The 15,813-nt window shown below is 64.8% G+C and carries 13 protein-coding genes; 10 read left to right on the top strand and 3 right to left on the bottom strand.

Features of this window, described 5'->3' with window-relative positions; genetic code table 11:
- The first annotated feature begins 238 nt into the window (after positions 1-238).
- Positions 239-1,699, top strand: coding sequence for an LCP family protein (locus tag LQ144_RS14705; protein ID WP_230119445.1), 1,461 nt, complete (start codon positions 239-241; stop codon positions 1,697-1,699).
- Between the two features lie 85 nt (positions 1,700-1,784).
- Here the strand turns inward: LQ144_RS14705 and LQ144_RS14700 are convergent, their stop codons facing one another.
- Positions 1,785-3,737: a M13-type metalloendopeptidase gene (locus LQ144_RS14700; protein ID WP_290369775.1), complete on the bottom strand. Its 1,953-nt coding sequence runs from the start codon at positions 3,735-3,737 to the stop codon at positions 1,785-1,787.
- A gap of 254 nt (positions 3,738-3,991) precedes the next feature.
- Between LQ144_RS14700 and leuA the strand changes: the two genes are divergently transcribed.
- From leuA to LQ144_RS14685, 3 genes are all read left to right on the top strand, one after another.
- Positions 3,992-5,731 (top strand): 2-isopropylmalate synthase, encoded by a 1,740-nt coding sequence (gene leuA / locus LQ144_RS14695; protein WP_230119443.1) that lies wholly within the window; start codon positions 3,992-3,994, stop codon positions 5,729-5,731.
- A 91-nt stretch (positions 5,732-5,822) separates the two neighbouring features.
- Complete coding sequence (recO, locus tag LQ144_RS14690) at positions 5,823-6,575, top strand: DNA repair protein RecO (protein ID WP_230119442.1); 753 nt, start codon at positions 5,823-5,825, stop codon at positions 6,573-6,575.
- A 2-nt stretch (positions 6,576-6,577) separates the two neighbouring features.
- A complete protein-coding gene (locus LQ144_RS14685; RefSeq protein WP_230119441.1) occupies positions 6,578-7,423 on the top strand; it encodes an isoprenyl transferase in 846 nt (281 codons plus the stop codon).
- A 51-nt stretch (positions 7,424-7,474) separates the two neighbouring features.
- Here the strand turns inward: LQ144_RS14685 and LQ144_RS14680 are convergent, their stop codons facing one another.
- On the bottom strand, positions 7,475-8,482 hold the full coding sequence (locus LQ144_RS14680; RefSeq protein ID WP_230119440.1) for an alpha/beta hydrolase: 1,008 nt from the start codon (positions 8,480-8,482) through the stop codon (positions 7,475-7,477).
- Between the two features lie 131 nt (positions 8,483-8,613).
- Here LQ144_RS14680 and LQ144_RS14675 point away from each other — a divergent pair, with 131 nt between their 5' ends.
- Positions 8,614-9,687 (top strand): quinone-dependent dihydroorotate dehydrogenase, encoded by a 1,074-nt coding sequence (locus LQ144_RS14675; RefSeq protein WP_230119439.1) that lies wholly within the window; start codon positions 8,614-8,616, stop codon positions 9,685-9,687.
- 140 nt (positions 9,688-9,827) lie between these two features.
- On the opposite strand, the gene LQ144_RS14670 is transcribed toward LQ144_RS14675, so the two are convergent.
- Complete coding sequence (locus tag LQ144_RS14670; RefSeq protein ID WP_230119438.1) at positions 9,828-10,430, bottom strand: DUF3043 domain-containing protein; 603 nt, start codon at positions 10,428-10,430, stop codon at positions 9,828-9,830.
- A gap of 129 nt (positions 10,431-10,559) precedes the next feature.
- On the opposite strand from LQ144_RS14670, the gene LQ144_RS14665 reads away from it, so the two are divergent.
- The 5 genes from LQ144_RS14665 to LQ144_RS14645 all read left to right on the top strand — a co-directional run bounded on the left by LQ144_RS14665 (position 10,560) and on the right by LQ144_RS14645 (position 15,760).
- A complete protein-coding gene (locus LQ144_RS14665) occupies positions 10,560-11,990 on the top strand; it encodes a dipeptidase (protein ID WP_230119437.1) in 1,431 nt (476 codons plus the stop codon).
- Positions 11,991-12,176: 186 nt separating this feature from the next.
- Positions 12,177-12,566, top strand: a complete 390-nt coding sequence (locus LQ144_RS14660; protein ID WP_230119436.1) for an iron-sulfur cluster assembly accessory protein — start codon at positions 12,177-12,179, stop codon at positions 12,564-12,566.
- Positions 12,567-12,751: 185 nt separating this feature from the next.
- Positions 12,752-13,624 (top strand): cytochrome c oxidase subunit II, encoded by an 873-nt coding sequence (gene coxB / locus LQ144_RS14655; protein WP_230119435.1) that lies wholly within the window; start codon positions 12,752-12,754, stop codon positions 13,622-13,624.
- Positions 13,625-13,634: 10 nt separating this feature from the next.
- Complete coding sequence (ctaD, locus tag LQ144_RS14650; protein WP_230119434.1) at positions 13,635-15,362, top strand: cytochrome c oxidase subunit I; 1,728 nt, start codon at positions 13,635-13,637, stop codon at positions 15,360-15,362.
- Positions 15,359-15,760 (top strand): cytochrome c oxidase subunit 4, encoded by a 402-nt coding sequence (locus LQ144_RS14645; protein WP_230119433.1) that lies wholly within the window; start codon positions 15,359-15,361, stop codon positions 15,758-15,760. Before ctaD ends, LQ144_RS14645 begins: the two co-directional genes overlap by 4 nt.
- Positions 15,761-15,813 lie beyond the last annotated feature (53 nt).

Raw genomic sequence — 15,813 nt, 5'->3', positions numbered from 1 at the left:
GGCCCCGCCCGGTCCCTGCCAGGCGCTCCGGCGCCGGTCCCACGGCACGCTTCCGGCGTTTTCCCAGCCTTGGCGACTAAAATAGGCCGGATCCCGTTTTTAGAGGAAGGTACACCCTGTGGTGCTACGCCGCGACAACCGCGCACAGGGGCCAGGCAAACCTGCCCGGCCCGAGCCAGCTGCCCGGCATGCCGAAGACGCCCGCCTGGGCGCTGCCCGGCATTTGAGTATGCGCCACATGCCCCTGTGGCTGAAGGTGACTACCGCCGTCGTCTCCGTCATTCTGATCGGCGGCCTGGCGTTCGCCGGATACTGGTACATCAGGCTGCAGTCCAACATTTCGTCGTCCGCCCTTGGGGCCGGCAACAGCCGCACCGACACTACGGACGACGCCACCGGCAGGCTGCAGATCCTGATTCTGGGTTCCGACACCCGCGACGGCAAGAATTCGAATTACGGCAGCACCGAGGATTCCACGGGCTACGGCAATTCCGACGTCATGATGCTCATGGACATCTCGGAGGACAACAAACGGGTCAACGTCATCAGCTTTCCGCGCGACCTGCTCGTCGACATCCCCAAGTGCACGGACCAGAAGACCGGCAAGCAGTACCCGGCCCGCACCGGCATCATGATCAATGAGGCAATGAAAGAGGCGGGCATCGGCTGCGCCGTGGACACCGTCAACAAGCTGACCGGGATGGAGGTGGACCACTTCATGATGGCCGACTTCAACGCCGTCAAGGAGCTGTCCAACGCCGTGGGCGGAGTGGAAGTCTGCATCAGCGACGCCGTCTTCGATCCCGACTCCCGCCTGCGGCTTCCCAAGGGCAAGTCCCAGGTGAAGGGCGAGCAGGCCCTTGCATACCTCCGCACCCGTCACGCCTTCGGCGACGGCGGCGACCTTGGCCGCATCAAGGCCCAGCAAGGCTTCCTGTCCTCCCTCACCCGGAAGATCAAGGACGACGGCACCCTGTCGGACCCGGTCAAAATGCTGACCATCGCCGACGTCGTGACCAAGAACCTCACCGTCGACAACGGCCTTTCGTCGGTTCCTGCGATGATCACCATCGGCAACCGGCTCAAGAGCATCGATGTCAGCAAGGTGGCGTTTGTCGCTGTGCCGACCGTCCCCGCCACGAACGACCCCAACCGGCTGGAGGCGGCGCAGCCCGCCGCGTCCCAGCTGTTCGCGGCCCTGCGGAAGGACGTCGACCTGACGGATCCCGAGGGGAAGCAGAGCCCCTCGCCGTCGGCCACGCCGAAACCGAGCACCAGTGCTACGCCCTCCGCCACGCCCAAGCCGACCAAGCCCGCGGCGCCGTATGACAAAACACTGCAGCCGGTGACCGTGGCCAACGGGTCGGCGGTGCCTGCACGGACGCAGGAGATCGTGGAGGCCCTTGCCGCCGGCGGATTCACCCAAGTGGGCCAGTTGGAGGCAGAGCCCACGGCGAAGACCATGGTCTACTACGGGGCCGACTTTGCCGACGTGGCAGCGGACGTCGCGGCACTTTTCGGAATCCCTGCCAGCCAGGTGGCGCCGTCGCCGGGGATCGCCGGAGTGCAGATCTACCTCGGTGCGGACTTCGCCTCGGGCACCAAGTTCGGCAAGACAACGGTTCCCAAGGACATCGTCAACCAGACAGCCAAAGAGGCAACCTGCCAGACGGCCAACCCCGAGCTGATCGTTCAGTAGCGCCGCTGGGCGGAGGCGGAGCGTAACCGCCCCCAACTAAAAGTGCCGGGCCAACCAACGGTTGGCCCGGCACTTTTTTGCGAATTCACCAGATGTTGACGCGTTCCTCCGGGGACATCCACATTCCATCCTCTTCGGAGACGCTGAAGGCGGCATGGAAGGAATCCAGGTTTTTGGCAATGGCGTTCGTGCGGAACTCGTTGGGGGAGTGGGGGTCCGTGGCCAGCCGCCGGATGGCTTCCTCCGGGCGGATCACCTGCCGCCAGCCGGCAGCCCAGGAGGCAAAAAAGCGCTGCTCGCCCGTCAGCCCGTCCAGCACCGGCGGTTCCTGGCCGTCGAGGCTGAGGCGGTACGCCTTGTGGGCGATGGTCAGGCCACCAAGGTCGCCGATGTTCTCGCCGAGGGTCAGCTTTCCGTTGACGGTATGCCCCGGCGCCGCAGAAGGAGACAGCGCATCGTATTGGGCCACGAGCCTGCCGGTCAGGGCCTCGAAGGCCTTGCGGTCGTCCTCGGTCCACCAGTTGCGGAGTTCCCCGGTGCCGTCGAACTGGGACCCCTGGTCGTCGAAGCCGTGGCCGATCTCATGCCCGATCACGGCTCCGATGCCCCCGTAGTTGACGGCGTCGTCAGCGTCCGCGGTGAAGAACGGCGGCTGGAGGATCGCCGCCGGGAAGACGATCTCATTCAGCATCGGGTGGTAATACGCGTTGACCGTCTGCGGGGTCATGAGCCACTTGTTCAGGTCCACGGGCTTGCCCACCTCGTCCAGGTGGCGGTCGACATCGGCGTTGTGAGCACGTTCAACGTTGCCGAGCAGGTCCGCAGGATCGATCACGACAGCCGAGTAATCGATCCACTCCTCGGGGTAGCCGATCTTGGCGCGGAAGGCGCCAAGCTTGCGCAGTGCCTCGGCTTTGGTGTCCTCGCCCATCCACGCCAGATCCGTGATGCTCTGGCGGTAAGACTCGATCAGGTTGGCGACGAGGCTCTGCATCCGCGCCTTGTGGCTCTCGGGGAAGTGCCGGGCAACATAAATCTGGCCTACGGCTTCTCCGAGTCCCGCCTCCACGACGGCGACTCCCCGCTTCCAGCGGTCCTTGTTCCGGGGTGTGCCGCTGATTTTGGTCCCGTAGAACGCGAAATTGGCATCCACGAAGGCGGCGGACAGGTAGGGGGCTGCAGAGTTGATGACCCGAAGCGCCAGCCATTCCTGCCAGATGGGCAGGGACTCCGAGACCAGCAGGGCGGCTGCGCCGGCGAAAAAGTCCGGTGTGCTGACCACGAGCTCCTGGCGCTTTTCGGGGACGATGTCCGCCGCGTCGAACCAGGTGTCCAGCAGGGGGAACAGCTCATTGGCCTGGTCAGCGGACTTCAGGTTGTACGTCTTTTGCGGGTCGCGGAGTGTGACGTTGTCCCAGTGGTGCGAGGCAAGGGCGGTCTCCAGGGCCACCACACGGGCCGCTGCGCCCGCCGGATCGGCGATGCCGGCCATGCCGAACATCGTGCCCACGTACTCGCGATAGGCCTGGACTGTCGGCGCGAACTTCTCTTCACGGTAGTAGGACTCGTCGGGGAGACCCAACCCGCCCTGGCCGGTGTACAGCAGAACGCGTTCGGGGTTGCCCGCATCCGGGGCCGGGTAAATGTAGAACAGGCCGGATACATCGGCACGGAACAGGCGGCCGGCCAGGGCAATCAGTTCGCCAACAGTGGACGTGGCGAACACTTCGGCCAGCCGGTTCCGTATCGGGTCCATGCCCTTGGCCTCGATGGCGGCCTCATCCATGAAGCTGTTGTAGAGGTCGCCGATCTTTCGCTCGATGCCGCTGGCGGAAGCCCCCTTGCCTGCGGCCTCCTCGATGATTTCCTTGACGGCCAGCTCTGCCCCGTCGCGGAGCGCGGTAAAGGTTCCTTCCAGGGGACGGTCGTCCGGGATCGTCGTGCTCTTAAGCCATGCCCCGTTCACATGCTGGTACAGGTCGTCCTGCGGCCTTACGCTGTGGTCAATATTGGACAGGGCGATCCCCGAATGTGGCACAGGAGCTCCTTCGATGACGGGCTGCGGCCGGCGCTGGCACCGGTGCAGCGTCTGCATGGTGGACGTTGCTGGAGGTGTTGCTCCTTCATCTTACGCACCCGTGTTACTGTGAAATGGTGCGCGCAGAACTGCTTCTTCTTAGCTGCCGCGGCGAGGCCTCAGACGCGATCTAGCGCAAGGCCCACCCTCGTCGCGGAGTTTGTGTTGCCCGGCCACCCTTTCAAACAGGAACCACAGAAAAGGCCCCGATAGTAATGCGAAACGCACAGAAGCCCTCAGGAATGCCGGTCCACCGCTACGTACCGTTCCAGGACCAGATCACCGTCGAACTGCCGGACCGCACCTGGCCGGACAAGGTCATCACCAAGGCCCCCCGCTGGTGTGCCGTGGATCTGCGCGACGGCAACCAGGCGTTGATCGACCCCATGAGCCCGGCCCGCAAGATGAAGATGTTCGAACTGCTGGTCCGCATGGGCTACAAGGAAATCGAGGTCGGCTTCCCGTCCGCCTCGCAGACCGACTTCGACTTCGTCCGGCAGCTCATCGAAGGCAACCACATCCCGGATGACGTCACCATCCAGGTGCTGACCCAGGCCCGCGAGCACCTGATCGAGCGGACCTACGAATCCCTGGTCGGCGCGAAGCAGGCCATCGTGCACCTGTACAACTCGACGTCGGTCCTGCAGCGCCGTGTCGTTTTCAACCAGGACGAGGACGGCATCCTGGACATCGCGCTCCAGGGCGCACGCTTGTGCAAGAAGTACGAGGAAACGCTGGCGGACACGCACATCACGTACGAGTACTCGCCGGAATCGTTCACCGGGACCGAACTCGAATACGCCATCAGGGTCTGCAACGCGGTCGCGGACATCTTCGAGGCATCCGCCGACCGCCAGGTCATCATCAACCTGCCCGCAACGGTGGAGATGGCCACGCCGAACGTTTACGCCGATTCCATCGAGTGGATGAGCCGGAACCTGCACCCGCGTGAGGGAATCATTCTCTCCCTGCACCCGCACAACGACCGCGGCACAGGCGTCGCTGCGGCAGAGCTCGGCTACCTGGCCGGCGCCGACAGGATCGAAGGGTGCCTGTTCGGCAATGGCGAGCGGACCGGCAACGTTGATCTGGTCACCCTGGGGCTGAACATGTTCGTGCAGGGCATCGACCCGATGATCGATTTCTCCAACATCGATGACGTCCGGCGCACCGTGGAGTACTGCAACCAGCTGCCGGTGGCGGAGCGGGCGCCCTACGGCGGAGACCTCGTCTTCACCGCGTTCTCCGGTTCCCACCAGGATGCCATCAAGAAGGGGTTCGAAGCCCTGGAAAAGGACGCAGCCGCAGCAGGCATGGACGTCAGCGATTTCACCTGGCAGGTCCCGTACCTGCCGGTCGACCCGAAGGACCTGGGCCGAAGCTACGAGGCCGTCATCCGCGTCAACTCGCAGTCCGGCAAGGGCGGCGTCGCCTACCTGCTGAAGAACGAGCACAGTCTCGACCTGCCGCGCCGTGCCCAGATTGAATTCTCCGGCGTCATCCAGCGCCGCACGGACACGGTGGGCGGCGAAGTCAGCGGCGCCCAGCTGTGGCAGCTCTTCCAGGACGAGTACCTGCCATCCGACTCGGCCGACCGCCAGTGGGGCCGGTATTCCCTCGGATCGGTCAAGACTGAGACCGATGAAGAGGGCTCCATGACGCTGCACACCACGCTCACCGTGGACGGCGCCCAGGTCCGGCGCACAGGAACCGGCAACGGCCCCATCGCCGCGCTCCTGGACATCCTCGGCCAGGACGGCGTGGATGTCCGGGTGCTGGATTACAGCGAGCACGCCCTGTCGGAAGGCGGAAACGCCCGCGCCGCCGCCTACGTGGAATGCGCGGTCGGCGAGCGTGTTCTCTGGGGCATCGGCATCGATCCGAACACGAGCATGTCCTCGCTGAAGGCAGTCATCTCGGCCGTGAACCGCGCCGTTCGGGACGCCCAGGCCTGAGAGTCCTGACAGGTGCGCCGCCGCTTTCCTCCGGCGGCGCACCTGCAACCCGGAAAGCAGGGTTTTCCGGCAGACAGTGCGAAGATTAAGCGTGGTCCAACAGTCATTTGCAGCGCGTGCCTACCGCGATGATGCCGTGGTGCTGCGCACCCACAAGCTCGGCGAGGCGGACCGCATCATCACGCTGCTGACGAAGCATCACGGGCAGGTGAGGGCCGTCGCCAAAGGCGTCCGGCGCACCAGCAGCCGCTTTGGCGCCCGCCTGGAGCCGTTCATGGTGGCGGACTTACAGCTCGTGTCCGGCAAGACCCTGGACATTGTCACCCAGGCTGTTGCCAAGGGCGCCTACGGCGGGAACATCGCAGCCGACTACGGCAGGTACACGGTGGCTGCGGCCATGACGGAGACCGCCGAAAAGCTGACAGACGTTGACGGCGAAGCCGGAACCGCCCAGTACAACCTGCTCGTCGGCGCCCTGGCGTCACTCAGCCGCGGGGACCACACACCGGAACTGATACTGGACTCCTACCTCTTGCGCGCCCTCGCCACTGGAGGCTGGGCTCCCAGCTTCACCAACTGCGCGCGCTGCGGTGCGGCCGGGCCCCACACCGCGTTCTCGGCTCCGCTCGGCGGCATGGTCTGCAGCGACTGCCGGCCGCCGGGTTCACCGGCCCCGGCCGCCGAGACGGTCACGCTGCTGGGCGCACTGCTCACCGGAGACTGGACGACGGCGGATTCCTCGGTACCGCTGCACCGGCGGGAAGCCGCGGGCCTCGTGGCCAGTTATCTGCAATGGCACCTTGAACGTGTCCTGAAATCCCTCAAACTTGTGGAGCGTACCTAACAGTGTCCTTGGGAAAGAAGACCACTCCTGCCCGTCGCCGGACCGCCCCGGTGGTTCGCCCCTACCCCCATCTTTCGGGAGCAGTTGCTCCGGCGATCCCGGCCGAGTTCGTGCCGCAGCATGTGGCGATCGTGATGGACGGGAACGGGCGGTGGGCCAACCAGCGGGGGCTGCCCCGCATTGAAGGCCACAAGGCAGGGGAGCCCGCCCTGCTGGATGTCGTGGCCGGGGCCATCGAGCTCGGCATCAAGTACGTCACGGTCTATGCATTCTCGACGGAGAACTGGCGGCGGTCCCCGGAGGAAGTGCGGTTCCTGATGGGATTTAACAAGGACGTGCTGCGGAGGCAGCGGAACCAGCTGGACGAATGGGGCGTGCGGGTGCGCTGGTCCGGCCGGCGGCCCAAGCTGTGGGGGTCCGTCATCCGTGAACTCGAGGAGGCCGAGGCGTACACCGCCGGAAATAGCACGTGCACGTTAACCATGTGTGTTAATTACGGCGGCCGCGCGGAGATAGCGGACGCAGTCTCTGCCATTGCCGAGGAAGTCGCCGCCGGCCGGCTTAAGCCGGGTGCCATCACGGAGAAAACCATCCAGAAGTACCTCGACGAACCGGACCTGCCCGACGTCGACCTTTTCCTGCGCAGTTCCGGCGAGCAGCGGCTGTCCAACTTCATGCTTTGGCAGTCTGCGTACGCGGAGTTCGTTTTCCTGGACACGCTCTGGCCGGACGTGGACCGCCGCACCCTCTGGGATGCTGTGGGAATCTATGCACAGCGGGACCGCCGCTACGGCGGCGCGGTGGATGCCGCGAAGAATCCGGTGGCCGCCGCCAACCAGCCGGGGTAGGACTTCAGCGGCACGGGGGAGGAGCTGTCCTGTTTACCCGTTCCCCTTCGGTCACGGCAGCCGGCCGTCGAAGGTTTCGTCCTCCGCCGCGTAGCCGCGAATCCACGTGGCCAACCGCCGGTACGCGTCCGTGCGCACCTCGGTACGGGACAGGAAGACGTCGTGCAGGGCGCCGTCGATGCGTTCCACGGTCACGCTCCGGCCCAGCGAGAGGGCACGGACGGCGATGACGTTGACGTCCAGCACGGCGTCGGTCCTGCGCATTGCCTCGGTCCAGAACGGACCGTTGGCGCTGGCACCGGAAATCACGACCAGAATGGGAACCTCGATGCGGAGGCCGCGGGCAACCTGTGTGTGGCCGGCAAGGACGGCGCTCAGCCAGCCGGCCCGGACCGGGAAGGCCATGGGGGGCCGGTACTTGTCGTCCAGGGTCCATTCGCCCTCGGCCGAGCTGCTGATGCTCCGCCAGTAGAAGCCACGCTCGGGCAGCCGGAGCACAGCTTCCGGCCGCAGCCGGGCGAGGGGTTCGACCATGGTCCGGGCGGCCCTGCGGACCAGCGAGCTGCCGTGCATTTCCAGCCAGGGACTGTTCAGGACAAGCTGCGAAACCCTGCCCGGGTTGCGGCTCACCCACAGGGCTGCGACAAGGCCGCCGGTGGAATGTCCCATCAGGACAAGCGACATGGGCGCCGTGGGCCGCACGTCCGAAATCATGCTGAGTGCGGTGTCGATTTCCGCGTCATAGTTCCCCAGATCGGCAACGTACCCGCCGTGCGTAGCGGGCTGCAGGCTGCGGCCGTGGTTGTGCATATCCAAGGCAAAGAACTCAAAGCCCTGGCCATCCCAGAAACGTGCCAGCTCCGCGTTGAAAAAATAATCACTCCAGCCATGGAGGAAAAGCACCGCGCGGTGTTTGGCTGCCGGCCCAACATCTGCGGTGCCGTCCTTCTGCGGGGCATAGCGGACGAGCGTTGCGGTGCGCGTGACGCCGTCACTGCCGGTGGCATCAAAGGCACAGGACTCGAAGCCGCTGCCCAGGATATCGCTCTGCCACTCCATGGCACCAGCCTAGACTTTCCGGTCAGGCCCCGCGGCCGCAGCCGCGGCGGCAGAAGGCGCCTCCGCCGTGGCGCGCAGCCTTGTGTCGGGGCTGGTTTGGTCTCCACCGCCGAAGACGGAAAACTAGAGGCATGCGCGTATATCCGACTTTCTTCAGGCTGGCCTTTTCATGGATGGACGCCGAACGCGCCCACAAAATCGGATTCAAGGGCATCCGCCTGGCCCATACCACCGGCGCCGGGCGCCTGCTGGCACGCTTTACGGCCCCGCCCGCATCCCTGCAGACGAGCGCTTTTGGGCTGACGTTCCCGTCGCCGTTCGGGCTGGCCGCCGGCTTTGACAAGGAGGGCCACGGTATCGAGGCCCTGACCGAACTCGGTTTCGGCCACGTCGAGGTGGGGACCATCACCGGCCGCGCCCAGCCTGGCAACGAAAAGCCGAGGCTTTTTAGGCTTATCGATGACCGGGCAGTCATCAACCGGATGGGGTTCAACAACGACGGCGCCGCGGCGGTGGCACCCCGCCTCAAGTCTGCCCGGGCTGCCCTCCAGCGGCGGCATCCCAAGGTGCGCCCGCTCATAGGGGTGAACATCGGAAAGAGCAAGGTGGTGGAACTTGAGGACGCCGCGGAGGACTACCTGATCAGCGCGCGCAGCCTTGCTCCGGCAGCGGACTACCTGGTGGTGAACGTCAGTTCCCCGAATACGCCGGGCCTGCGGCTCCTGCAGAACGTGGAAACGCTCCGGCCGCTCCTGGCAGCGGTGGGGGAGGAGTCCGACAAGGCGGCCGGACGCCACGTGCCGCTGCTGGTCAAGATCGCCCCGGATCTCAGCGATGAGGATGTGGACGACGTCGCGCGGCTTGCGCTGGATTTGGGCCTGGACGGCATTATCGCCACTAATACGACCATCGGACGCACAGGCCTCACGGCGGAGCCGGAAAGGATTGAAGCGTGCGGCGCGGGCGGCCTCTCGGGTGCTCCGCTGAAGGCCCGTTCACTGGAGGTATTGCGCCGGCTCAAAGCCGCCACCGACGGCCGGCTCACGCTGGTATCCGTGGGCGGCGTGGAGACGCCCCGGGATGTCCAGGACAGGCTGGACGCCGGTGCCACCCTGGTCCAGGGGTACACGGCCTTCCTTTACGAGGGGCCCTTCTGGGCAGCGCGCATTAACAGGCAGTTGGCAAAAAGCCGGCGCGGGGCCTGACACTGCCCCGTCCGGGGCGTCCGATAGGGACCAACAGCAACGCTGTCACGGGAATGCAGCAGCCCCCGGCGGTAATACCGCCGGGGGCTGCTTCATTCTGAATCACGGCCGGGAACAGGGCCCGGAGAAATCGGAGGGGTTCACGACGGGTACTGGCCGCGCCGGACCTGGGGCTTGGGGAGGCGCAGCTTCCGGAACTGCAGGGAGCGCATTGACCCGTACCAGACAGTGCCGCGTTCCACGTCTCCGAACTTCTCGGTGAGCCGCTTACGCAGTTTGCGGGACAGGATGAACACGTCCACGAAGACGGCCAGGAACATGACCCAGAACCCGCCCAGGACGTAAATCATCTGTTCACTCGTGGACGGCACCAGCAGGGAGATGATCACGAAGACCAGTGCGCCGAACATGAGGTACTCGCCGAGGCTGAACCGCGCGTCCACGTAGTCGCGGGCAAACCGTTTCTGCGGCCCTTTGTCACGGATCGGGAGGAACTTCTCGTCGCCGGTATCGAGCGCTTGGCGCATCTTCAGACGCTGGTCCTGGATGGCGGCACGCTCTGCCGCCTTCGAGGCCTTGCGGTCCTCGGGCACCAGCGGCCGCTTGCGGGCTGCCTCCTGGGCCTTGCGCTTGGGCGTGGGCACACCCTTCCCGGCAGCCTCGGCCTGCCGGGAAGCTGCCTCGGCGGCTTGTTGGTCTACTACATCCTGCGCCGCTGGCGCTTCCTTTTTACGTCCGAACACGGAAACAGAATACCTTGCAGGGCCGGACTGCCCGTCATGCGGCCGGACAGGCAGAGCCGCAGGTGACGCGGGCGGCGTGGGGTCGGGGCGTTATTTGTTGTGGTCTGTGACACAGGTAGTGTTTTGGCCATGACTTCACCATCAGCGGCGACCCCGCAACAATCTGTCGGTTCGGTGGCCGGCGTCGACACGGACGCCCTTCGGAACGCCGTCAGCGCAGCGTTTGGGACCACCATGTCCCAGCTGAAAGACCTGGTCAGTATTCCCGGTATTGCCTGGCCGAGTTTCGATCCCGCGCACCTTGACCGCAGTGCCGAGGCCGTTGCCGCCCTCGTGCGGGGCGCCGGCCTGGGTGACGTCCGGATACTTCGTTGCGACAAGGAGGATGGAACCCCCGGGGGGCCGGCCGTGGTTGCACGCCGCGAAGCGGCGGACGGCAAGCCGACCATCCTGCTCTATGCCCACCACGACGTCCAGCCGCCCGGCGATCCTGCGCTGTGGGAGTCAGAGCCGTTCACCGCCGTCGAACGCGACGGCCGTCTGTACGGTCGCGGGGCCGCTGACGATAAAGCGGGCATCATGGCCCACATCGCAGCCTACGGAGCCGTGACCCAGGTGCTCGGCGAAGAATTCGGGCTTGGTGTGACGCTTTTCTTCGAAGGCGAGGAAGAAGCGGGCTCACCGACCTTCCGGACGTTCCTGGAAACACACCGCGAGCTGCTCCGGGCCGACGTCATAGTGGTGGCCGACTCCAGCAACTGGAGGGTGGGGGTTCCGGCGCTCACCACCAGCCTCCGCGGACTGATCGACGGAACCATCGACGTACAGGTCCTGGAGCATGCAGTGCACTCCGGGATGTACGGCGGACCCGTGCTGGATGCGCCCACACTGCTGTCCCGCCTCATTGCGACCCTCCACGATGCCGAGGGGAGCGTGGCCATTGAGGGTCTTGTGGGCCGCGACGAAGCCACCGTGGACCTGACCGAGGCGGAATTCAGGGCGGACGCCTCTGTGCTCGACGGCGTGAAGCTGGCAGGCAGCGGGAGCATCGCATCGCGGATGTGGACCAAGCCGGCACTTTCCATCATCGGCTTCGATGCGCCTGCCGTTGACGTAGCTTCGAACACACTGCTGCCCAGGGCACGTGCGAAGTTCAGCCTCCGGCTGGCCCCCGGCCAAGTGCCGGCAGACGCCATGGAGGCAGTCCGCCGCCACGTCGAGACCCACGCGCCGTTCGGTGCCAAGGTGCTCTTCACGCCCGGGGAGAGCGGCAACGCCTACCTCACGGACCGGAGTTCGGCTGCTGCGGCATTCGCCATGTGGGCGCTGGGGGAGTCGTGGGGCGTACCGGCAGTGGAAATGGGCATCGGCGGTTCCATTCCGTTCATTTCTGACCTGACGGACCTCTACCCGGAGGCCCAGATCCTGGTGACGGGAGTGGAAGACCCAGATTCCCGGGCCCACTCGGCCAACGAGTCACTCCATATTGAAGACTTCCGGAATGCAGTCGTGGCCGAGGCGCTGCTGTTGGCACGCCTCAACAGCGAGGGTCTCGGCTGACCTCACGGGTCCTGACGGTTGCCTGGCGCGGCCATTGCGGGAACAAGTCGGGGATGGCCACGGTTACGCCTGCAGTTAGAGCTACGCGTCTGATCGACGTAGCATGTAGCTATAGCCCATACCGTTTCCGTAGGGGCAGGCACCGTGCATGCGGGGCCGCCAGGACCGTCGTTAGAAGGTAGGCCAATGAGCACTACGACCAATGAAAACAGCACCGAATCCACCGGCACGGCCAGTGCCGAACTGGCGAGCCACGAGGTTCAGCTGACGGACGTTGCCGCAGGCAAGGTCCGCAGCCTCCTTGAGCAGGAAGGCCGTACCGACCTCCGCCTTCGCGTTGCCGTGCAGCCGGGCGGCTGCTCCGGACTGATTTACCAGCTCTACTTCGACGAGCGCCTCCTCGAGGGCGACGCCGTGCGCGACTACGACGGCGTCGAGGTCGTTGTCGACAAGATGAGCGTGCCGTACCTCAGCGGCGCCAGCATCGACTTTGAAGACACCATCTCCAAGCAGGGTTTCACCATCGATAACCCCAACGCAGGCGGATCGTGCGCCTGCGGCGATTCATTCCACTAGCGGGCCCGCTTGCCCGTCCAAAACGCTGTGGCGGCGCCGGTGATAACCGGCGCCGCCACACTGCGCGGACATGTGGGCGAAAACGCGCGGGGAGCGGTAAGCTCTACACCGAGTAGTAAAACCTTTAGTGTGCCCGGGATGCCATAGGCCGCCCTGGCAACAGCAACAAGTAGGAAGGGCCGTCTGTGAGTTCGCAGAACCGAACCGGCAGCCGACGCAAAACGATCACTTCGATCTCTGGCTTGGCAATTGCCGGCGCGTTGGTTTTGACTGGATGTTCGTCAGAGGTAGAGAAGGGGTGGCTGCCCACTGAGCGTGGCACCACCAGTAACACTGACCGCATCATGGACCTCTGGGTCAACTCATGGATTGCCGCACTCGTGGTGGGCATTATCACCTGGGGCCTGATTGTCTGGTGCATCGTGGCCTACCGCCGCCGCAAGGGCACTGTCGGATTCCCCCGGCAGACCAGCTTCAACCTGCCCCTCGAGGTCTTCTACCTCACCATCCCGCTGTTCATGGTCCTGGTGTTCTTCTACTTCACCGACCGCGACCAGCAGGCCATCGACGACCGCTCCAAACCGGCCGACGTGGTAGTGGACGTCCGCGGCAAGCAGTGGGCCTGGGACTTCAACTACAAAAAGGGCGACGTCGTCACCGAGGACCTTCACGAAGCCGGTGTCCAGGCACACCTGACCGGCGAGGCCGTCGACAAGGAAAAGCTCCCCACCCTCTACCTGCCTGTCGGCAAGTCGGTGGACCTTGAACTGAACTCACGCGACGTTATCCACTCCTTCTGGGTACCTGCCTTCCTGCAGAAGCGGGACATGATCCCGGGCAAGACCAACTTCATCCGCTTTACGCCCACCAAAGAGGGCACGTATGACGGCAAGTGCGCCGAGCTCTGCGGCGAATACCACTCCGAAATGCTGTTCCGCGTAAAGGTGGTCTCCGAGTCCGAATTCCAGGCGCACATGAACCAGCTGCGCCAGGACGGCAACACGGGACTGCTCGGCGAAGAGTACGACCGCAACCCCGGCCTGATCGAATCGAAGTAAGGGGAGCGACGTGGCTACTTATACCCAATCCGCACCTGTCGGGACCCTCGAGGCTCCCGTAGTTCCGAAATCCAAGGGACGAATCGTCGTCAACTGGATCACCTCCACTGACCACAAGACCATCGGGTACATGTACCTGATCGCGTCCTTCGTGTTCTTCTGCTTCGGCGGCGTGATGGCGCTGCTGATCCGTGCCGAGCTGTTTGAGCCGGGCATGCAGATCCTGCAGACAAAGGAGCAGTACAACCAGCTGTTCACGATGCACGGCACCGTCATGCTGCTGATGTTCGCCACCCCGCTGTTTGCCGGGTTCGCGAACGTCATCATGCCGCTGCAGATCGGCGCCCCGGACGTCGCGTTCCCGCGACTGAACGCGCTGGCCTTCTGGTTCTTCCTGTTCGGCTCCACCATCGCCGTCTCCGGCTTCATCACCCCGCAGGGCGCGGCGTCCTTCGGCTGGTTCGCGTACGCACCGCTGTCCAACACCACGTTCAGCCCCGGCATCGGCGGGGACCTCTGGGTGTTCGGCCTGGCGCTGTCCGGTTTCGGCACCATCCTTGGCGCGGTCAACTTCATCACCACCATCATCTGCATGCGCGCCCCGGGCATGACCATGTGGCGCATGCCGATCTTCACCTGGAACACGCTGGTCACAGCGATCCTGGTTCTGATGGCGTTCCCGCCGCTGGCCGCAGCACTGTTCGCCCTCGGCGCCGACCGCCGGTTCGGTGCGCACATCTTCGATCCGGACAACGGCGGGGCCGTTCTGTGGCAGCACCTGTTCTGGTTCTTCGGCCACCCCGAGGTGTACATCATCGCGCTGCCGTTCTTTGGCATCGTCTCCGAGATCTTCCCGGTATTCAGCCGCAAACCGATCTTCGGCTACAAAGGCTTGGTCTACGCCACGATCGCCATCGCTGCTCTCTCCGTGACCGTGTGGGCGCACCACATGTACGTCACCGGCTCCGTGCTGCTGCCGTTCTTCTCCTTCATGACCATGCTCATCGCGGTACCCACCGGCGTGAAGTTCTTCAACTGGATCGGCACCATGTGGCGCGGATCGATCACCTTTGAGACCCCCATGCTGTGGAGCATCGGCTTCCTCATCACGTTCCTCTTCGGCGGCCTCACCGGCATCATCCTGGCCTCGCCGCCGCTGGACTTCCACGTCTCGGACTCCTACTTTGTGGTGGCGCACTTCCACTACGTGGTGTTCGGCACCGTGGTGTTCGCGATGTTCGCCGGCTTCTACTTCTGGTGGCCGAAGTGGACAGGGAAGATGCTCAACGAACGGCTCGGCAAGATCCACTTCTGGATGCTGTTCCTCGGCTTCCACGGCACGTTCCTGATCCAGCACTGGCTCGGCGTCGAAGGCATGCCCCGGCGCTACGCGGACTACATGCCGCAGGACAACTTCACCTGGATGAACCAGTTCTCCACCATTTCCTCGTTCGTGCTCGGTGCGTCGCTGATCCCGTTCTTCTGGAACGTCTACATCACCGCCCGCAGCAACGAAAAAGTCATGGTCGATGACCCGTGGGGCTTCGGCGCATCACTGGAGTGGGCCACGTCCTGCCCGCCGCCGCGGCACAACTTCACGTCCCTGCCGCGCATCCGCTCGGAGCGTCCGGCACTGGACCTGCACCACCCTGAGCTCTCCCAGTCACACACCATTGAGTCACCGGCACCGGCAGCAGCTGTGCTCGGTAACGCCGACCAGAAGGACACCGCGCAGTGAAGATCGAATCTTGGATTTTTGGAGCCGGAGTCTTCTTCTTCGTACCGGTGTCCCTGATTTACGGTTTCCTCACCAACTGGTCTGAGTGGGTAGGCATCCTGGGCATTCTCCTTGTGGGTGGCCTTGCCGGCATGATCGGCGCCTACCTAGGATTCACGGGCAAGCGTGTTGGCATGCGCCCCGAGGACCGCAGCGATGCCGAGATCCACGAGGGCGCCGGCGAGCAGGGGCACTTCAGCCCCTGGAGCTGGTGGCCGCTCGTGCTCGGCCTGTCCTGTGCAACGGGCTTCCTGGGCCTGGCCGTAGGATTCTGGATGGTCTTCATCGCGGCCGGCATGGCCCTCGTGGCCCTTGTCGGCTGGGTCTACGAGTACAGCCGCGGCGACCACGCGCACTAGGTTCTGTAACGGGCTGTAAAGAAGCCCATTAACGACGGCGGGCCCCACCACTC

Source organism: Arthrobacter sp. Bi83 (assembly GCF_918698095.1).
In the GTDB taxonomy this organism is placed as follows: domain Bacteria; phylum Actinomycetota; class Actinomycetes; order Actinomycetales; family Micrococcaceae; genus Arthrobacter.
Note: the sequence above shows the minus strand (reverse complement) of the source record. Positions and strands in the feature narration are given on the sequence as shown.